The organism is Paenalcaligenes sp. Me131 (genome assembly GCF_050487225.1).
Classification (GTDB): Bacteria; Pseudomonadota; Gammaproteobacteria; order Burkholderiales; family Burkholderiaceae_B; genus Paenalcaligenes.
In genome coordinates, this window is record NZ_JBKQGY010000001.1 from 1,462,095 (window position 1) to 1,481,549 (window position 19,455).

Sequence of the window (19,455 nt, forward strand, 5' to 3'; positions counted from 1 at the left end):
GTGCCGGTTTTCTCTGTGCTGACTCCCTATGTAGGGAATCAAACAGACTTACATTTTCTCGATCATCACTTCGCCGAAGCCTGAGCAAGAAACTTGTGTTGCGCCTTCCATCAAACGAGCAAAGTCGTAAGTCACTTTTTTGGAGTTGATGGATTTTTCCATGCTGGAAATAATCAGGTCAGCAGCTTCTGTCCAGCCCATGTGACGCAGCATCATTTCTGCGGACAAGATCAAGGAACCTGGGTTCACGTAATCTTTGCCAGCGTATTTAGGTGCTGTACCGTGGGTTGCTTCAAACATTGCAACGGAGTCAGACAAGTTAGCGCCTGGGGCAATACCAATACCACCCACTTGAGCTGCCAACGCGTCAGAAACGTAGTCACCGTTCAAGTTCAATGTAGCAATAACATCGTACTCGGCAGGACGCAGCAAGATTTGCTGCAAGAATGCATCAGCGATGGAATCCTTAACAGTGATTTCTTTACCTGTTTTAGGATTCTTGAATTTGCACCATGGACCACCGTCGATCAACTCAGCGCCGAACTCGGTACGAGCCAATTCGTAAGCCCAGTCACGGAAGCCACCTTCGGTGAACTTCATGATGTTGCCTTTGTGAACGATAGTCACAGAGGAGCGATCGTTGTCGATAGCGTACTGAATTGCTTTGCGAACCAAACGCTGTGTACCTTCTTTGGACACAGGTTTCACACCAATACCAGAAGTATTAGGGAAACGGATTTTGTTCACGCCCAATTCGTTTTGCAAGAATGCAATCAGTTTTTTGGCGTTAGCGGATTCAGCTTCGAATTCGATACCAGCGTAGATATCTTCGGAGTTCTCACGGAAGATAACCATGTTGGTTTTTTCTGGTTCACGCACAGGTGAAGGCACGCCAGTGAAGTAGCGTACTGGGCGCAAACAAACGTACAGATCCAATTGCTGACGCAGTGCTACGTTCAACGAACGGATACCGCCGCCAACAGGTGTAGTCAGAGGACCTTTGATGGAAACAACGTAGTCTTTAACGGCTTCCATGGTTTCTTCTGGCAGCCAAACATCAGGACCGTACACGCGTGTGGATTTCTCACCAGCGTACACTTCCATCCAATGGATTTTGCGTTTGCCACCGTATGCTTTAGCAACGGCTGCATCCACAACCTTGATCATGACGGGCGAAATATCTACACCAGTACCATCACCTTCGATAAAAGGGATAATTGGCTGATCTGGTACGTTGAGAGAAAAGTCGGCATTAACCGTGATTTTCTGTCCCTCTGAGGGGACCTTGATGTGCTGATAGGACATGAGTGCTCCAAAGTAGAAAACAGGCGAATGTGAAAAACCCGATGGTCGTCTCGCCCCAGTCTTATATAAGAGTTTAGCCCAAATCTGACCCAAACATGAAAAAGACATGATTTTGGATCAAATTCTCTCTGCCATTGTAGTGGACAGCACTACAACTCCACCACTGGAACCTCAAGAAATTGGGCCTCAGGGTGGTGGTGCTGTACGTAGTTTCGTAAGTACTGCAGCGTGTCTTGGGCGATACGTTCATCTTCGTGGTCATGGATATGGTTATAGGCCAGCGCCTCTACCTTCAACTGACGCTGCGCAATCGCTTGCAAGCTCAATAAGGTATGGCTAATGCTGCCCAAACGCCCGGTAGTCACCAGAATAATAGGCCACTGTTTTTGCTGTACGTAGTCCAGTGTCAGCACATCGTCCGTAAGCGGCACTAACAAGCCACCTGCGCCTTCTACCAACACACGGTCGTAGCGCTGCTCCAAATACTGGGTAGCATTCGCAATCGCATCCAAATCTACTGTTTTGCCATCCAACCTTGCCGCCAAGTGCGGGGATGCCGGATACGAAAACACCTGCGGCATGGTCCAGCCTTGGTAATCGTCTTCGATTAAGCCCATGCCCATCAAGCTACGATGCTGCACAATATCTTCAGAGATATGCGGATTACCTGTTTGCACCAGTTTTTGGGTAATGACGTTGTGCCCTTCGCGCCGCCATTGGCCAGCGATAAAGCCGGTGGTGACGGTTTTACCAATGTTGGTATCTATACCGCCTACAAAATAAGTCTTAGCCATGTTTTTTCCTGGCAATCAAATAAATGGGGTGATAGGTGAGCGACACCACATCATCGCTTTCGCTACGACCATACTGCTGCACATACTGCGCCGTAAATGTCCGCAAGCGCGCTTTGTTCCACTGCCACTGCCCTGCTCCGGTTACGCCGGTATGCTGCAAATGTTTGAGTACATCCCACGGCGAATCAAACCACAAGCGCTGCTGCGCTTGCTGCACCAACAGCACCTCAAAGCCAGCAGACAATAAACGCTGCCAGTCCGGCACACTGTAATACTGCAAACCTTGTCCGGTAAGTTGGCGTATTTCGTGATACTGCTCTGGCCCAAAGGTAGACAGCACCACATGGCCGCCAACGTTCAAACTCGCATGCAAACGCTGCAACAGGCGAGGCACATCCACCAACCACTGCATAGAGGCCGCAGACACTACCGCATCTATACCTGAGGGCAGCGCTAAGGTTTCTATATCGCCCTCGGCATAGTGCACCTCTACGTCATTCGGTAACAACGCCTGTAATGCCTCGCGCGGCAGATATAAATCATTCAATACTACGTGCTGCAACGGCGGCCAACCACGTAAATACTGTGTGAACCCACCTTGGCCGCAGCCTATTTCCAGTACACGCTGTGGCGCCGGCACGAACTGTTCAGCGTACTGCCACAATTGTTTAGCCATCTGCTGCTGTACCTGTGCTTGCTGCGTGTACTGCGCCCCCGCTTTTCTAAAGCGCTGCCGTACTAGGGCTTTATCCATTACAGGCATGCTAGCAGCCGCTCAAAGTCTGCTTCGGGTACATCGGCAGTCAGTGAAATGCGTAGCCGTGCTTGATTCACCGGTACAGTAGGAGGACGTACGGCCATCACCCATAAACCTTGCGCTTGCAACTGGCGGGCTTTTTCTAACGCTGCCTCATTACTGCCCAACACCACCGGCACAATATGCGAGGCGGATAAGTGCTGATCGTACTGCTGCGCTACGCGCTCACGTAGACGTAAAGTCAGGTGATTCAATCTGTCGCGTCTGTCTTGCAGTGATGCCATACGCTGCAGCACAAAGTGCGTCCACGCCATGTTCAAGGGTGGCAACGCCGTACTAAAAATAAAGGTGCGCATGTGGTTAATGAGGAAGTCACGCACTACCTGCGAACACAATACATAACCACCTACCGAGTGCAGCGCTTTACCAAACGTACCTACGAGGAAATCAATTTCTTGCACACACTGCTGCTCTTCGGCACAACCTAATCCTGTTTCACCACGTACCCCTACTGCATGCGCTTCATCCACATACAACGCCACCTGTGGGTAACGTTGCTTAAGCTGTACCAGTGCAGGCAAATCGGCAAGATCACCATCCATGCTGAAAATGCTTTCTGTCACGATCAACACGCGGGCGTAGTCGTTGTGATGAGCCTCTAGCAACTGTTCTAGATGCTGTAAATCGTTATGTTTATAGCGCAGCAACTTGGCGGGGCTTAGGCGTAAACCATCAATCATGCTGGCATGTACCAGCTTGTCGGCTAACACCAGGGTTTGTTTGTCGGTGATAGCCGACAATATCCCCACGTTCATGTGATATCCACTACCAAACACCAACGCGGCTTCACGCCCAAACACCGTGGCTAAGGTCTGCTCTAATGCGGCATGGGTAGAGAATGAGCCTGTGAGCAAACGCGAGGACGATGCCGACAAGGCAGAATCCACCTCATTAAGCTGCGCATAAAACTGCTGCTTTAAGCTGTGATCGGACGCTAATCCCAAATAGTCGTTAGACGCTAAGTTGCACCACTGCTGCCCGTGTATACGCAGTTGAGTATCGTGATGCTCAAAGCTATTTAACTGACGTAACGTGCCTTGCTGACGCTGTTTTTCTTGTGCCTCTACAAAGTACTGCTGCCAGCTCATTGCCCCACCCCTATTTGCTCTACCACGGCCAACAGCTCGGTCGTGAGCGTGCGCAACTCATCATCGCTAATCACATAGGGCGGCATGATATACACCAAACGTCCAAAGGGCCGTACCCAGATGCCACGTTTTACAAACTCTTTTTGCAAAGCGCCCATGTCTACAGGCTCTTGCATCTCAATCACGCCTATCGTGCCCAATACGCGCACATCGCGTACCCATGACCACGATGTAGCGGGTGCTAGCTGCTCATTCAGTTGAGCTTCAATATGCTGCACTGTGCCTTGCCAATCTTGCGATAGCAGCAACTGGGTAGAACTACGCGCCACCGCACAGGCTAATGGATTGCCCATAAAGGTAGGGCCATGCATAAACACACCAGGCGAGCCACTGGACAATACTTCGGCTACCTTAGCGGTGGCCAGTACCGCCGATAAGGTCATGTAGCCGCCTGTTAAGCCTTTACCAATGCACATGATGTCTGGCTGCACATTGGCGTGCTCCCAGGCAAACATTTTCCCGGTGCGACCAAAGCCCGTCGCTATTTCATCAAAAATCAGCAACACACCATACTGTTCACACAAACGTTTCAGCTCTACCAAATACTGAGGATGATAAAAACGCATGCCGCCCGCGCCTTGCATAATAGGCTCTATGATGAAGGCCGCCATCTCATGATGATTAGTGGCAAACAGCTGCTCCAACTCGTGAATGTCTGCGTCATTCCACTCATCGTAGAAGCCACTTTCTGGGGCTGACACAAATAAGCGTGTGGGTAGGCTAGACCCAAAAATCTGGTGCATACCGGTTACGGGATCACACACCGACATCGCATTCCACGTGTCGCCGTGATACCCCTGCCGTATGGTGGCAATATTTTGCTTGTGTGTTTTACCCTGTACCGCCCAATACTGCACCGCCATTTTTAAGGCGACCTCTACTGCTACAGAACCGGAATCGGCATAAAAAATCCGGTCCATGGAAGGTGGTGCTATTTGCAGTAAAAGCTTACCGAGTTCAATCGCAGGATCATGGGTAAAACCGCCAAACATCACATGCGACATTTTCTGCAATTGATTGCTGGCGGCTTGATTCAATACGGGATGGTTATAGCCATGAATGGCACACCACCATGACGACATACCATCAATTAAGGTCGTACCATCGTCCAACACAATGGTTGAACCCTGCGCGTGACTGACCTTGTACACCGGTAACGGATTCACGGCTGAGGTGTAGGGGTGCCACAGATGCTCTCTATCAAAAGCATCTGCATTCATAGTGTGGTGACTCACTGTCTACTCTCCGGGGAATAGCTCACACAACGCCTCTACTAGTTGTGGCGCATGTGTGTAAGGCAAAAAGTGACTGGCATCCGCCCATTGGAATACCTGTGATGACGCAGCCGGTAACGCTAAGCGCTGCGCAACGCCAGCAGGAACTAACGCATCCTGCCCTGCAAAAAAATGATACTGAGGAACCGATAATGATGCCAGTACCGAGCGCGTGTCCAATTCAGCCAGCAAACGCAACTGCTGGGTGCTAGCGACCACATCTACGCTATGTTCAAAGCTGTTTCGTAGTTGTCCCAGATACGCTTTAGCCTGAGCGTCCCCCTGACACACCAACGCGGCAAAGCGCAGGCGTGATTTATCAGGTTGCGTAATATAGCGCTGCTCAAAGGCACGAAATTCCTCAACAGGCATTGCACATGGCCAGTCGTCAGTAGTACAAAAACGTGGATTGGATGCCAGCGTTACCAAGGCACAGTCCCATTTTTGCGCTAACAAGGTAGCCACTTGACCACCCAACGACCATCCCACCACTACACTCGGTGTTTGCGGTGTGGGTAATGTAGAAAGATAGGACTCCCACGACGGGTCTTGCGGCAGATCTACAAGGGTGACACTGTGCCCCTTTGCCTGCAAACCGCTATGCAACCGTTGTAGTGGAAAAGCCCCCAGACCAAAGCCGGGCAATAATACAAAATTCATGGCGTAAAATAATACCAGATACGATACTGCACAGAGACTAGATACGCATGTTCAACCCTAGCCGCGAACAGGTACGACAGTTTTTTGTCGAGGCCTGGAATAAAGACCAAAACAACGGAGTACTCACTCCCATCGAAGCCATTGCGGTGGACTGGGTACGTGAGCATCCCGAATACCACGATCTGCTGCGTAACCCCGATGCGCTACAAGCGGATTTCACCGTAGAAGAAGGGCAAACCAACCCTTTCCTACACCTATCCATGCACTTGGCCATCCACGAGCAATTATCCATTGATCAGCCTCCTGGCATCAAAGCCGCTTACAATCGCCTGTTGCAGCAACGTAGCCCGCATGAGGCGGTGCATTGCATTATGGATGCCCTAGGTGAAATCATCTGGGAGGCTCAACGCCTGAATAAGCCGCTTGATAACGAGCGCTATATTGAGTTGATTAACCGTTACAGCACCCGCTAACCTTTTTCTTGTTTGCCATGTCTGCTTCTGATACTTCTGCCCGCTTTTCCAGTACCGATCAGTATATTGCTACCGACGACCTCAGCATGGCGGTGAATGCCGCATTAGCGCTGCAACGACCTTTGCTGATTAAAGGCGAGCCAGGCACCGGTAAAACGCACTTGGCAGAAGAGGTGGCCAAATCCTTAGGACGCCCCCTACTGCAATGGCACATTAAGTCGTCCACCAAAGCACAACAAGGCTTGTACGAATACGATGCGGTATCGCGTTTGCGTGATTCGCAATTGGGCGACCCTCGTGTGCACGACATTGCCCACTACATTGTGAAAGGCGTGCTGTGGCAAGCTTTTGAAAGTGATGTGCCCACGGTAGTGCTGATTGATGAAATAGACAAAGCAGACATCGAGTTCCCTAACGATCTATTGCGTGAACTGGATCAGATGAGTTTTCATGTGTATGAAACACAGCAAACCGTCACAGCACGCCATCGCCCTCTGATCATCATCACCTCAAATAACGAGAAAGAACTACCAGACGCCTTCTTGCGCCGCTGTTTCTTCCACTACATTCGCTTCCCTGATCGCGACACCTTGCAGCAAATTGTGCAGTTGCACTTTCCACAGTTAAAAAGCGAACTGCTGAATCAAGCGATGGATGTGTTCTTTGCCTTGCGCGACACGCCCGGTCTAAAAAAGAAACCCTCTACCTCGGAGTTTCTGGATTGGATCAACCTGCTGCTGCACGAAGGCATTACCCCTGAACAACTGCAAGCCGCTGCCCAGCAGCCCGGCCAAAATGCCGTGATGATGGCAGGCGCCTTGTTGAAAAACGAACAAGACCTCACTTTGCTGAATCGCTTAGGGCGACTGCTGCGATCCTAAGATCACCGTGTAGGCTTTAGCTGCTGCCATGTTCATCGACTTCTTTTATCATCTGCGCGCCCACCAACTGCCGGTATCCTTAAGTGAATACTTAACGTTGTTGGATGCGTTGCGCCAACCGGTCATGCCCACTCGTGTGGAAGACTTTTACCGCTTGGCACGGCTGATTCTGATTAAAGACGAAAGCCTCTACGACAAATACGACAGGGCTTTCGCACAGTTTTACGAACAGCACCAGATGAAGCTAGAGGCTGACCCTGATGCCAGCCAAATCCCGCTAGACTGGCTGATTAAAAACTTCGAACGTCACCTTAGTGCCGAAGATCGTGCAGCGATACAAAAGCACGGCTGGGACAAGCTAATGGAGCTGTTTAAGGAACGTCTAGCAGAGCAAACCGAACGACACGCTGGTGGCAACAAATGGATTGGCACAGGCGGCAGTTCACCCTTTGGGCATGGTGGCTATCACCCTGAAGGCATACGCGTAGGAGGCCCATCGGCTGGTCATAGAACCGCCGTTAAAGTCTGGGAGCAACGTGAGTTCAAAGATTACGATGACCAACAAGAGTTAGGGACACGTAACTTTAAGATGGCGCTACGCCGCTTACGTAGGTTTGCCCGTGACGGCCAACAAAACGAGCTAGACCTAGAAAACACCATACGCCAGACGGCGCACAATGCCGGCCTGCTGGATATTCAAATGCGGGCCGAGCGGCATAATGCCGTCAAGGTGTTGATGCTATTAGACGTGGGCGGCAGCATGGATGACCACATCGCCCTTGTGCAAGAATTATTTTCTGCGGCTCGCAGTGAGTTCAAACACCTGCATCCTTACTACTTCCATAACTGCCCCTATGAAGGGCTGTGGACACAGAACCATCGTCGCCACCAAGAGCGTATTCCTACTATGGATATACTGCATCGCTATGGTGATGACTGGACCCTGATTTTTGTCGGTGATGCCACCATGAGCCCGTATGAAATCATGATGCCGGGTGGCAGCGTAGAACACTACAACGACGAAAGTGGCGCAGTCTGGATACAGCGCTTACTCGCACAGTGGCCTCATGCCGCGTGGCTAAACCCTGAACCGCAACGTTATTGGTCGTACCATCAATCCATACTGACTATTCAGAAATTGATGGGAGGTCGTATGTATGACCTCAGCCTGCAAGGTTTAGAAAGCGCCATGCAAAACCTCGCCCGATAAGATTAACGTTCGCTAACATCTTAGAATACCGTCCAACCCCCGCTGCCCTACACGCTACAGGGCTTTTGGTTGCGTTTTCTCACGATTACGACTGTTTCGCATTCCGATATCTCCCTGTACAGTAGAGGCCTTAGCTTACACGAGCATTCTGTTGCCATTCATGTTCAACAAGGGAATTCACACATGCTGTCCATCCGAGTTTCACGCATAACTGCCGGACTTGGGCTAGCGCTGTTTAGCCTGATGCCAGTCAGCGTTTATGCCCTACCAGAAGGTGTAGTTCAAGGAGCCAGTGTAGAAGGCGTTACTGAGTACCGATTAGAAAATGGTCTACGCGTACTATTGGCTGCCGACACATCCAGACCTAACATCACGGTCAACATGACCTACTTGGTAGGCTCTCGCCAAGAAAACTATGGTCAAACTGGGATGGCCCATTTGTTGGAACACATGCTGTTCCGCGGTACGCCTACACTACCGAATGCATTAGCGGAATTCTCTAAGCGCGGTTTGGCCGCCAACGGAACGACCTCGGGTGATAGAACCAACTATTACGCGAGCTTCGCCGCTAATGACGATACCTTGAAATGGTATTTAGACTGGCAAGCCGATGTGATGGTGAATGCCACCATTTCCAGAAGTGATCTGGATGCCGAAATGACGGTGGTGCGTAATGAAATGGAACGCGGCGAAAACAGCCCATTCCGTATTCTGATGCAGCAAATGCAAGCCGCTGCCTTTCAATGGCATAACTACGGCAAGTCCACCATTGGAGCCCGCTCTGACGTAGAAAATGTAGACATCGCCCAGCTTAAAGCCTTTTACAAAGAGTACTATCAGCCGGATAACGCTATCCTGATCGTGAGCGGTAAATTTGATGCCGATCAGACTCTGGCACAAATTGCCGAAAGCTTTGGAACTATTCCTAAGCCCACTCGCCAACTGCCGCCTGAATACACGATAGAACCTGTGCAAGATGGCACACGCTCTGTGTCCTTGCGTCGCCAAGGCGGATCACCTATTGTGGCAGCGCTGTACCACATCCCTGCCGAGACTAGCCCCGAATATATTCCCATCAGCATAGGCGTAGGCATTTTAGGTGACACGCCATCAGGCCGTTTGTACAAAGCGCTGGTGGACCAAAATTTGGCTACTAGCGTGTTTGGTTATGCTGCGGGTATGCACGACCCTGGCTACGCCCTCTTTGCGGCTGAACTACAGGCCGAAATGAACCAAGAGCAAGCCCTGCAAGTCTTGGATCAAACCGTCACCAACGTGCATGAGCAACCGTTTACTGACGAAGAAGTAAACCGTATCCGTAACCAATGGCTAAACGGCTGGTCTAGCGTCTACGCTGACCCTGCCCAATTGGCCTCTGCACTATCCGAAAGCGCTGCTATTGGTGATTGGAGATTGTTCTTCATTAGCCGTGATCGCGTAGAGCAACTGAAAACAGAGGATGTGCAAACGGCAGTAGAGCGCTGGTTCGTTGAGGACAACCGCACTAACGGCCAATACATTCCTACTGAAGAACCGAAACGTGCCCCTACAGCAGATGTGATAGATATTGAGTCGCTAGTGAGCGACTACAAAGGTAAGGAACTGGTACAAGAAACAGCCAGCTTTGACGTATCACCTGCCAATATCGATGCGCAAACTCAACGCCCTGTACTGACGCTGGACGAAGGTCTAGGCACCGTACAATTGGCGCTATTACCTAAAGCCACTCGTGGTAATCGTGTAGAGGCTGTGTTGAGCATGCAGTTTGGCGATGCCGAAAGCCTGAAAGGCAAACGCGCCATTGGCTCTACCGTTGCAAGCTTGCTCAGTTACGGCACACAACAACGTAGCCGCCAAGAAATTGCCGATCGTTTCACTGAGCTGCAAGCCGATGTCAGCTTTAGTGGTCAAAGTACCGGCATCAACATCAGCATTTCTACGCTGGGCGAGAACCTGCCTGCGGTCGTCAAACTGGTCTTGGAAGTATTGCGTAGCGCCAGCTTGCCTGCCGATGAGTTAGAGAAATACAAAACTCAATTAATCACGGCTTACCAAAATGCCATGACTGAGCCTACCGAACTGGCCGCTCAAGCCTTGGCTCAACATGAAAACATCTGGCCTAAAGACGATATCCGCTATGTGCCAACGCTGGCAGAAAGCCTAGAAGAGACCAAAGCCCTCACACACCAAGACGTGTTGTCATTCTATGAACAGTTCTACGGTACTGGCAGCATACGCTTCAGTGCGGCAGGTAGTTTCAACCCTGAAACCGTGCAGCAAGTGCTGGTAGAAGGCTTGAATCAATGGAAAGCTGCCCCTGCTTATAGCCGTCCAGAAACACCGTTCCACGAGGTAGAAGCCAAAGAGTTCTTGATCAATACCCCTGACAAGGCCAACGCTTTCTATATGGCCAAACAAAACATGCCATTGCAAGATACCGATGCAGACTTCCCTGCCCTGTACCTTGCCAATTACATGCTAGGGCAGTCAGAGACTTCTAGATTATGGAACCGAGTACGTGTGCAAGACGGCTTGTCTTACGATGTGCGCAGCATGCTAAACACATCGTCCTATGAGCCTAATGCTAACTGGATCTTCTACGCTATACACGCGCCTGAAAACTCTGGCAAAGTCGCCACAGCTATTCAGGAAGAAATCCAAAAAGTACTGCAAGATGGTTTTACCGAAGACGAGGTAAAACAAGCGGTAGAAGCGATGCTGAAATACCGTGAGCTATCACGCAGCCGCGATGCTATCTTGGCTAACACATGGTCTAGATATTTAGATCAAAACCGCAGTTTTGCATGGTCAGCTGAGATAGATGAGTCGCTAAAAAAACTGGATGCTAAACAGGTGAATGACACGCTGAGAAAGTATCTGGATCCTAACGCACTCAGCATTGCTATTGCTGCTGACCAAAACAAGCAGCAAGCGACGGGTGACGGTACTCCTGCCACTAAGGCTCCCGCTAAAGCCCCTGACGATCAGCCCCAACCAGCTGCTGAGGCAGCACCCCAGAGTGATGCTGAGGCCGCTACCGTCAGTGAACCACAAGCAGCCAACGATGCCGTACCGGCTGCTAGCGACTCACCAACAACCAGCATGGCTGAACCAGAAGCAACAAGTGATGCTCATGTAGCAAGTAGTGCAGAGCCTACCGTCGAAGGTGAGGCCCCAATGACGGAGAAAGCAGAATCCACTACCGTCAATGAGCCTCAGGCAAGCAATGATGCAGTACCCACTGCTAGCGACGTGCAAACAAGCGCTGCTGACACTGCAACAGCCAATGAGTCGCCAGTTGCAAGCCGTGAAGAACCAGCGGTGGCCAGCACCGAGGCGCTAGCTACTAACGAAGAACTGGTAGCAAGCAGCGCCGAGCCAGTTCAGAGCAACGCTGGCGAAGCATTGACTGCTGACGCTGTAGATCCCGCTGTAGAGCCTACTGCAAGCCAAGCTACCACAACAGAGCAGGCTGCCGTCACGCCTAGCGCCGCCCCTGCGGTGGATGCAATAGAAGCCAGTGCGCAAGCAGAGGCTCAGGTCGCTAGCAACCCATAATGATGATGTGCTATCCATGCCCCCAGTTTGCAACGCTGTAGACTGGGGGCATTTTTTTAGCAAGCAGAACTAGGAAGACGAGGCTGCTTACGCAGTTGTACTGTTCCTATCACTGCCATCATCAACACTGCCGCCCCCGCCCACCACAATACTGCCATGCCTGCGCTGGCCCCTGCGTCATCCACCAAACGCCCCGACCAACTGGCCCCTAGTGCCACACCGCTATTTAATCCCGCCAATAACCAAGTCATGCCTTCTGTAATATGCGAGGCAGCTAAGCTACGTTCCACCAGCGACATCGCTACGATCATGGTGGGGGCAAAACACACCCCTGCGATTAACACCGCCACGCTTAAGCCCAACACACTGTTTACCCATAAAAACGGCAGTGTACTGGCAGCAATGGCTATACCTCCCCACGCTAACAATGTAGGCAAAGGGGTAGTGAATGATCGCGCGCCAAACACCAAACCCGCGACACACGAACCCACCGCATAGGCAGACAACACCACACTAGCTGCGGCAGGTTGACCTTGTTGCTCAGCAAAGGCCACACTCAATATATCCACTGCCCCCACCATCACGCCCATTGCCACCATCAACAGCGTTAATAACGGTACTGTTGGTGCAGAAAATAATACGGAGTGTCCCGCTGCAATATCTGCCGCAACTACCGTAGGTTCTGTGGCTTTCTGCCGCATCAAGGCCATGGCACCCACTGTCAGCATCAACAACGCCAATAACACACCCGCTTGTGCAAATGCTAAAACACTGAGCCCTACGGACAGTGGTGGCCCCACAATAAAGCTCAACTCATCGACTACCGTTTCCAATGAATAAGCCGTTTGCAAAGATGGCTGACCGACCAAGCGTGCCGTCCATCTCGCTCGTATTAAGGCAGACACGCTAGGCATAAAGCCCAGCAGAGCAGCCCCCACAAACAACACGCTATCGTGCAGCGGCCACCATGTACCCGCCACCAGCACTCCCCCGCCACTCACACATAGCGCTGTGATACGAGGCAATACATAGCCTTGCCCTTTTCTGTCTACCCAGCGCGACGTCTGTGGCGACAGCACGGCATAGGTCAGTACAAAGGTTGCCGAGACAGCCCCTGCCAATGCATAACTCTCTCGCCACTGCACCACTAACGTAATGATGCCTATACCCATCATAGGTAAGGCTAATCGAGCGACTAACCCGGCCCATACAAACGCCCTGACCTCGGGGCTATTAAGTAGTGTTTTGTACTGTGCGTACACCGACATTCTCCTGATTCGCCAGTTCTTACTAGCATTAACATACACATCGTATGTATAAATCTTATATACATACGCAATGCATGTAAATAAAAAAGAGAACGCCATCATGTGCATCATGGCTAGCCCACCACAGCCTCGCTATACCAAGGTATAGCCACACCACCTCTTAGTTTGATCAGTGCATACACACGTAGTCTGGTTTACGCGCGCTAGGCATCGCATAATACTTTTTGTCTATTTCTTCGCTGAATCAGGCATGAAGCCACCTACAACGCATTCATCCTATTGTTTACATAACCATGGCAAACACAACGCCATGCGGTTCCCCCTGCCGAGCTAAACACACGGCGCTGATGAGCCGCTGCCTGTTGTGTCATGGCAGAGGTCTCACCCATGACTTTCTTTGCTTCTGCTCTCGCACGTGTCACGCCCAAACCGGCTGCCCAAACACGTACCTTGCGCGCGCAAAGTGAAGCCCACCAGACCTTGCACAGCACGTTGAAAAATATAGGCGCACACCCTCACGGTTTATTGCTGTCTGATGTGGTGCAGCGTCAGCAACGAGACGGTTTGAATATCATCGCGCACGAGCAAACACCCTCGGCGCTGCTACAGTTTTTGAGTACCTTTAAAAATCCATTTATTGTGGTGCTGCTGGTGCTAGCGGGCATTAGTGCCATCACGGATATTTGGTTGCCCTGGCAAGCTGGACACGCTGCTGCGCCTGCCAGCATGATCATTATTTTGACCATGGTGCTTGCCAGTGCCGTCATGCGGTTTATTCAGGAATACCGTTCTACCCGCGCTGCGGCAGCGCTAAAAGCGATGGTGCGCACCACCGCCACAGTGACCCGTCGTAGTGCGGTACAAGCACGGCCGCACACACAAGAACTGCCTATAGAGCAATTGGTAGAAGGTGACTTGATTAGCTTGCGTGCTGGCGACATGATTCCTGCCGATGTTCGGCTAGTAGAGTCACGCGATTTGTTTGTCAGCCAAGCCATGCTGACAGGTGAATCCATACCCGTAGAAAAGAAGCACACCCCACAGCCTTTTGCTGCAGATGCGAACAACCTTGTAGACACACCCACTATAGGTTTTATGGGTACAAACGTCGTGAGCGGTACTGCCACCGCTGTCGTACTGGCAACGGGTAATCGCAGCTATTTTGGATCACTGGCCCATTCCATTGTAGGTACTCGCTCACAAACTGCTTTTGACCGTGGCGTGAACAGCGTGAGCTGGTTATTGATACGTTTTATGTTGGTCATGGTGCCTGTGGTCTTTGTGATCAATGGCGTGAGCAAAGGGGATTGGGTAGAGGCTTTTATGTTTGCCTTGGCCGTAGCCGTGGGGCTAACCCCTGAAATGCTGCCCATGATTGTGAGTGCTAATTTGGCTAAAGGTGCTTTGGCTATGGCTAAACGTAAGGTAGTCGTCAAACGCCTAAATGCCATTCAAAACTTTGGGGCCATGGATGTACTGTGTACCGATAAAACCGGCACCCTCACCCAAGATAAAGTGATCTTGGCTAAACACGTCAGCACCACCGGCATGAATGATGTCACCGTGCTGCAACTGGCCTGGTTAAACAGCACCAACCAAAGTGGTGTACCTAACCTCATTGATCAAGCCGTACTACGTTTTGCCGAGGCGTCCCCTAAGCACCTAGACGCATTACAACAATGGCAAAAAGTAGATGAAATGCCTTTTGATTTTGTACGTAGACGCTTATCGGTAGTCGTTGCCAACGCATCAGGCACACACCAATTGATTTGCAAAGGTGCAGTTGAAGAGATGCTGGCGGTCTCTACCCACATCGTGCATGAGCAACAAACCATTGCGCTTACCGATGCTCGCCGCATTAGCTTACTGACGATGGCCCGCGCCTACCACCAAGACGGTTTTAGGGTGGTAGTCATCGCCACACGGGACATTACAAATGAGCAACGCTGTGAGCAATACAGCAGCAGCGACGAACACAGCTTGGTCATACGTGGTTTGTTGATTTTTCTGGACCCACCCAAGGACAGTGCCAACGCAGCCATGCAAGCGTTACATGCTCACGGTGTTAGCGTCAAAGTGCTCACCGGTGACAACGACATCATTACGGGGCGCATCTGTAAAGAAGTAGGTTTGGCCCCTGGTGTGGCCTTGATGGGCAGTGAAATAGATTTGTTAGACGATGTGGCGCTGCGCCAAAAAGTAGAAGAGCGCACCGTATTTGCCAAGCTTACACCGCTGCAAAAGTCGCGCATACTCAAAGCCCTGCAAGCCAACGGACATACCGTAGGTTTTTTAGGCGATGGCATTAACGATGCTCCCGCCCTACGTGAAGCCGATGTAGGTATTTCGGTAGACAGTGCCGCTGACATTGCCAAAGAGTCCGCCGACATTATTTTGCTGGAAAAAAGTTTATTGGTACTAGAAGAAGGCGTCATCAAAGGTAGAGAGACCTTTGGCAACATACTCAAGTACTTAAACATGACAGCCAGCTCTAACTTTGGCAACGTGTTGTCGGTATTAATTGCCAGTGCGTTTATCCCCTTTTTACCCATGCTGGCCATACAACTGCTGATACAAAACCTGTTGTACGACCTGTCTCAACTCTCGTTGCCATGGGACAAAATGGATAAAGAGTTTTTAGCCAAACCGCGTAAATGGGATGCACGCAACACTGGCCGGTTTATGTTGTTCATGGGGCCTACGTCATCCGTTTTTGACTTGGTTACCTACGCGGTATTGTGGTTTGTCTTTGCCGCAAACAGCCCTTCGGCACAAGCGTTGTTTCAGTCGGGCTGGTTTATTGAAGGTTTACTGTCGCAAACACTGGTCGTGCATATGCTGCGCACCCAAAAAGTGCCGTTCCTACAAAGTACGGCCACCTTACCGGTGTTGCTCATGACAGGCAGCATTATGGCCTTAGGCCTGTATCTACCCTTCTCCCCATTAGGGCCTATGTTAGGGCTAGAAGCATTGCCATGGGAGTATTTCCCGTGGTTGGTGGGCATTTTATTCAGTTATTGCCTGACTGCCCAACTCATGAAAACGCTGTACATACGCCGCTTTGGCCGTTGGTTCTAACTTTACTCTAGGAGGTTTCTATGGATGATGACCCGGGATCGTTGTGTTGTCTATGCGTTGAGACACACCCTCTTCACCCTTTTGCTACACACTGGTTCCCACACTAAGCAACGCCTAGTGGGAACCTCAACACAATGGAGGCTCCCATGTTCCGTATCGCTTTTTCTGGTGTTCACCACTCCCTGACTCGCCGCTTTACTGCACTGCATACACACCGCCTGTACTTCTCAGTCGTGGCCCTGTATCTGGTGTCGCTCTTTGCATTACTGGCCTTGTCATGGGCAACCCAAGCCGCTACCGTGGACACAGCCAACAACGCTACACAACACTCTGACACAACTCAGACATCCAAACGTGCTAGCGTCACACAGGCTTCGTAAACATTTTATTGACCACGTTGGTTCGTAGTTTTGGAGGATTCACCATTATGGATTTTCACGATCTGTCTTCTGTTGCCATCAACCTGTTCGGCGCTTTAGTGCTGGGCGGGCTAGTAGGGTTTGAGCGGCAATGGCATCAGCGTCAGGCCGGACTACGAACCAACACATTGGTGGCATTAGGTGCTGCCACCTTTGTGATTTTTGCAGGGCTATTTCCTGGTGAAGCTAGTCCTACCCGTATTGCCGCCCAAGTGGTGTCTGGTATCGGTTTTCTAGGTGCCGGGATTATCTTCAAAGAAGGTATGAATGTACGTGGTCTGAATACCGCAGCTACCTTGTGGTGCTCTGCTGCCATTGGTGTGCTATGTGGCGCAGGCTATATATTCCACGCCACCATTGCCGCTTTTTTTATTATTGGGGTAAACGGCTTGCTACGCCCTCTGGTACGTTTAATTGAGCGCCAAGCTATCAGCAACACTGACATCACCAACAGCTATGGCATCACCTTGGTGTGCTACAGCGAAGCCGAGGCGCATGTGCGTGCCCTACTGCTGCGAGACCTAGGGCAAAACATTCACATTCAAGAGTTAGAAAGCACCGATATTGAAGACACCAACCGTGTAGAAGTCAACGCGTTGGTACGTGCTGAAGACAAGCAAGATAGATTGGTAGAGCAAGTCATTGGTAGGCTGAGTTTGGAGCCAATGGTAACATCGGTACGCTGGCGTACCGTTTCGGATCACGAAGATTAACGACGCCATTTTGCTCACCAAGGACACACCATGACGGGTAGCCTGAACTTTCGCCGTATTCTAGGCGGCCTTACTATTGCGGTAGTAATGGCCGCAATTTTCATTGCTGATACCGTCACGGATTACGCGATTGCGTTCGCTGTGTTCTATTGCGCTGTACTACTCGCTGCCACGAATTTATACAGTGTACGTACAGTCAGCTGGTTATCGGCAGCCTGCATCACCCTAACCATTGTGAGCTTTTATCTCACCAACGACGGCGAGTACGAAATAGGCCTGTTAAATACCGCCATCAGTTTGGTGGCGATTGGCATCACCTCGTTGTTGGGCATCAAAATCATGGCAGCCCGCACGGCGGCAGAAGTCTCGCAAGCTAGGCTACAACAGCTATCACGCATTACCAGTTTGGGTGAGATGGCCGCCTCTATTGCTCACGAAGTGAACCAACCGTTAGGTGCGATTATCGCCAGCAGTAATGCTTGCCAACGTTGGCTGAACTTTGAACCGCCGAATATGGAAAAAGCACGCTTGGCCATTGAGCGCATTATCGCTGATGCCAACCGTGCCAGTGATGTGATCACGCGCATACGCGCTCTTACCCGAGGTGAAGCACCGCAAGCCAGCCTCTTCGATATGAATCAGGCCATCGTGGAAGTGGTGCAGTTTTCGCGTAACGAATTAGATCGCCACAATATATCGCTAAAACTTAGCTTGGCAGAAAACCTGCCTAAGGTATTAGCCGACCGCATACAATTACAGCAAGTTCTGGGTAACCTGCTAAATAACGCCATTGAAAGCATACGTCAGAACTCGCGCAATCCTCACCGTGAAATAGAGTTCACCACCCAAGTCGATGAACAAGGTGCGTTGTTGGTGGGGATTACCGACTCCGGCAAAGGCTTCAGTAACGATGCACTAGAACATATGTTTGATGCATTCTGGACCGAAAAGGAAACTGGTGTGGGCCTAGGGCTAGCCATTAGCCGCACCATCATGGAGGCCAATCAGGGACGTATTTGGGCCTCCCACCGTCCTGAGGGCGGTGCCCGTTTTCAATTTATTCTTCCCCTGAATCACTCTGTTGCCAGCTCATGATGTCTACTCAAACCACCGATACCTCCAATGCCTTGGTCTACATTATTGATGATGACCCATCCATGCGCGCCGCACTGGACGACCTGCTGGCCTCGGTAGGTTTACACACTCGCACCTATAGCTCGGTACAAGAGTTTCTGGATCAAGGCGTGGAAGACACCCCCGGCTGTTTGATTCTAGATATACGCATGCCCGGCCAAAGCGGCATGGACTTCCATAGGCACATGGCCCAATACGGTATTCAACTGCCTACTATTTTCATCACTGGCCACGGCGATATCGCGCTGGGTGTAGAAGCTATGAAAAATGGGGCCATAGAATTCCTTACCAAGCCTTTCCGTGACCAAGACCTACTGGATGCCATCCAGTTAGGGCTGCAAAAAGACACGCAACGTCGACAAGAAGAAGCCCAAATCACGGTGCTGCGTGATCGCTGGAATAGGCTCACTGCGGGGGAACAATCCGTCATGCGCTTGGTAGTACAAGGTTTGCTGAATAAACAAATTGCCAGCCAACTGCATGTGAGTGAGATCACCGTCAAAGTACGTCGCGGGCAAGTGATGCGCACCATGGAGGCTGGCTCATTGGCTGAACTGGTACGCATGGCAGATAGGTTGCAGTTACAGCCCTAAGCCTCGTTGAAGAGTTGGCGGTGCTGATGGCATAGGCACTTAGTTGCAATGCCTGTATCACCTAGAGCGTATCGCCACCCTATCTATCAGTAGCCATAAAAAAACCGGTGTACGCCTAAACGTCACCGGT

General features: G+C 50.9%; 16 protein-coding genes and 1 pseudogene. 9 read left to right on the plus strand and 8 right to left on the minus strand.

The window, feature by feature from the left end; genetic code table 11:
* Positions 1-48: 48 nt before the first annotated feature.
* The 6 genes from icd to ACLPHM_RS07165 form a co-directional block, all read right to left on the minus strand.
* Positions 49-1,305, minus strand: a complete 1,257-nt coding sequence (icd, locus tag ACLPHM_RS07140; protein WP_430220539.1) for an NADP-dependent isocitrate dehydrogenase — start codon at positions 1,303-1,305, stop codon at positions 49-51.
* A 149-nt stretch (positions 1,306-1,454) separates the two neighbouring features.
* On the minus strand, positions 1,455-2,099 hold the full coding sequence (gene bioD, locus ACLPHM_RS07145; RefSeq protein WP_430220540.1) for a dethiobiotin synthase: 645 nt from the start codon (positions 2,097-2,099) through the stop codon (positions 1,455-1,457).
* Positions 2,092-2,853 (minus strand): malonyl-ACP O-methyltransferase BioC, encoded by a 762-nt coding sequence (gene bioC / locus ACLPHM_RS07150; protein WP_430220541.1) that lies wholly within the window; start codon positions 2,851-2,853, stop codon positions 2,092-2,094. The genes bioD and bioC overlap by 8 nt, the downstream gene beginning before the upstream one ends.
* The gene (locus ACLPHM_RS07155) at positions 2,853-4,004 is read right to left on the minus strand and encodes an 8-amino-7-oxononanoate synthase (protein ID WP_430220542.1); all 1,152 of its coding nucleotides are present in this window, start codon (positions 4,002-4,004) and stop codon (positions 2,853-2,855) included. The genes bioC and ACLPHM_RS07155 overlap by 1 nt, the downstream gene beginning before the upstream one ends.
* Positions 4,001-5,299, minus strand: coding sequence for an adenosylmethionine--8-amino-7-oxononanoate transaminase (gene bioA / locus ACLPHM_RS07160; protein WP_430220543.1), 1,299 nt, complete (start codon positions 5,297-5,299; stop codon positions 4,001-4,003). The genes ACLPHM_RS07155 and bioA overlap by 4 nt, the downstream gene beginning before the upstream one ends.
* Positions 5,300-5,302: 3 nt before the next feature.
* Entirely contained in the window at positions 5,303-5,998 is a 696-nt protein-coding gene (locus ACLPHM_RS07165) for an alpha/beta fold hydrolase (protein WP_430220544.1), read from the minus strand.
* Between the two features lie 47 nt (positions 5,999-6,045).
* Between ACLPHM_RS07165 and ACLPHM_RS07170 the strand changes: the two genes are divergently transcribed.
* From ACLPHM_RS07170 to ACLPHM_RS07185, 4 genes and pseudogenes are all read left to right on the plus strand, one after another.
* Entirely contained in the window at positions 6,046-6,471 is a 426-nt protein-coding gene (locus ACLPHM_RS07170; protein WP_430220545.1) for a DUF1841 family protein, read from the plus strand.
* Between the two features lie 17 nt (positions 6,472-6,488).
* Positions 6,489-7,352: an AAA family ATPase gene (locus tag ACLPHM_RS07175; protein ID WP_430220546.1), complete on the plus strand. Its 864-nt coding sequence runs from the start codon at positions 6,489-6,491 to the stop codon at positions 7,350-7,352.
* A 28-nt stretch (positions 7,353-7,380) separates the two neighbouring features.
* Positions 7,381-8,562, plus strand: coding sequence for a vWA domain-containing protein (locus tag ACLPHM_RS07180; protein WP_430220547.1), 1,182 nt, complete (start codon positions 7,381-7,383; stop codon positions 8,560-8,562).
* A 183-nt stretch (positions 8,563-8,745) separates the two neighbouring features.
* Positions 8,746-11,499, plus strand: a pseudogene (locus ACLPHM_RS07185) (M16 family metallopeptidase); the annotation flags it as partial.
* A gap of 677 nt (positions 11,500-12,176) precedes the next feature.
* Here ACLPHM_RS07185 and ACLPHM_RS07190 read toward each other — a convergent pair.
* Together ACLPHM_RS07190 and ACLPHM_RS07195 are read right to left on the minus strand one after the other, a co-directional pair.
* The gene (locus ACLPHM_RS07190) at positions 12,177-13,388 is read right to left on the minus strand and encodes an MFS transporter (RefSeq protein WP_430220548.1); all 1,212 of its coding nucleotides are present in this window, start codon (positions 13,386-13,388) and stop codon (positions 12,177-12,179) included.
* A gap of 260 nt (positions 13,389-13,648) precedes the next feature.
* Positions 13,649-13,777 (minus strand): hypothetical protein, encoded by a 129-nt coding sequence (locus ACLPHM_RS07195; protein WP_430220550.1) that lies wholly within the window; start codon positions 13,775-13,777, stop codon positions 13,649-13,651.
* Here ACLPHM_RS07195 and mgtA point away from each other — a divergent pair.
* From mgtA to ACLPHM_RS07220, 5 genes are all read left to right on the plus strand, one after another.
* On the plus strand, positions 13,776-16,466 hold the full coding sequence (gene mgtA / locus ACLPHM_RS07200; RefSeq protein WP_430220551.1) for a magnesium-translocating P-type ATPase: 2,691 nt from the start codon (positions 13,776-13,778) through the stop codon (positions 16,464-16,466). The two genes, ACLPHM_RS07195 and mgtA, sit on opposite strands and share 2 nt — an antisense overlap.
* 146 nt (positions 16,467-16,612) lie before the next feature.
* Positions 16,613-16,846: a hypothetical protein gene (locus ACLPHM_RS07205; protein WP_430220552.1), complete on the plus strand. Its 234-nt coding sequence runs from the start codon at positions 16,613-16,615 to the stop codon at positions 16,844-16,846.
* A gap of 47 nt (positions 16,847-16,893) precedes the next feature.
* Positions 16,894-17,598 carry an MgtC/SapB family protein gene (locus tag ACLPHM_RS07210; RefSeq protein ID WP_430220553.1) on the plus strand — a complete coding sequence of 235 codons (705 nt, stop codon included), beginning with the start codon at positions 16,894-16,896 and terminating at the stop codon, positions 17,596-17,598.
* A 30-nt stretch (positions 17,599-17,628) separates the two neighbouring features.
* Positions 17,629-18,693, plus strand: coding sequence for a sensor histidine kinase (locus ACLPHM_RS07215; RefSeq protein WP_430220554.1), 1,065 nt, complete (start codon positions 17,629-17,631; stop codon positions 18,691-18,693).
* Positions 18,693-19,325 (plus strand): response regulator transcription factor, encoded by a 633-nt coding sequence (locus ACLPHM_RS07220; RefSeq protein WP_430220765.1) that lies wholly within the window; start codon positions 18,693-18,695, stop codon positions 19,323-19,325. The genes ACLPHM_RS07215 and ACLPHM_RS07220 overlap by 1 nt, the downstream gene beginning before the upstream one ends.
* Positions 19,326-19,455: the final 130 nt, after the last annotated feature.

Coding starts and splice junctions, on each gene's coding strand:
- ACLPHM_RS07165 (WP_430220544.1), bottom strand. CDS start 5,998: ATGAATTTTGTATTATTGCCCGGCTTTGGTCTGGGGGCTTTTCCACTA.
- ACLPHM_RS07190 (WP_430220548.1), bottom strand. CDS start 13,388: ATGTCGGTGTACGCACAGTACAAAACACTACTTAATAGCCCCGAGGTC.
- ACLPHM_RS07155 (WP_430220542.1), bottom strand. CDS start 4,004: ATGAGCTGGCAGCAGTACTTTGTAGAGGCACAAGAAAAACAGCGTCAG.
- icd (WP_430220539.1), bottom strand. CDS start 1,305: ATGTCCTATCAGCACATCAAGGTCCCCTCAGAGGGACAGAAAATCACG.
- ACLPHM_RS07175 (WP_430220546.1), top strand. CDS start 6,489: ATGTCTGCTTCTGATACTTCTGCCCGCTTTTCCAGTACCGATCAGTAT.
- ACLPHM_RS07205 (WP_430220552.1), top strand. CDS start 16,613: ATGTTCCGTATCGCTTTTTCTGGTGTTCACCACTCCCTGACTCGCCGC.
- bioC (WP_430220541.1), bottom strand. CDS start 2,853: ATGGATAAAGCCCTAGTACGGCAGCGCTTTAGAAAAGCGGGGGCGCAG.
- bioD (WP_430220540.1), bottom strand. CDS start 2,099: ATGGCTAAGACTTATTTTGTAGGCGGTATAGATACCAACATTGGTAAA.
- ACLPHM_RS07180 (WP_430220547.1), top strand. CDS start 7,381: ATGTTCATCGACTTCTTTTATCATCTGCGCGCCCACCAACTGCCGGTA.
- ACLPHM_RS07220 (WP_430220765.1), top strand. CDS start 18,693: ATGTCTACTCAAACCACCGATACCTCCAATGCCTTGGTCTACATTATT.
- mgtA (WP_430220551.1), top strand. CDS start 13,776: ATGACTTTCTTTGCTTCTGCTCTCGCACGTGTCACGCCCAAACCGGCT.
- ACLPHM_RS07170 (WP_430220545.1), top strand. CDS start 6,046: ATGTTCAACCCTAGCCGCGAACAGGTACGACAGTTTTTTGTCGAGGCC.
- ACLPHM_RS07210 (WP_430220553.1), top strand. CDS start 16,894: ATGGATTTTCACGATCTGTCTTCTGTTGCCATCAACCTGTTCGGCGCT.
- ACLPHM_RS07195 (WP_430220550.1), bottom strand. CDS start 13,777: ATGGGTGAGACCTCTGCCATGACACAACAGGCAGCGGCTCATCAGCGC.
- ACLPHM_RS07215 (WP_430220554.1), top strand. CDS start 17,629: ATGACGGGTAGCCTGAACTTTCGCCGTATTCTAGGCGGCCTTACTATT.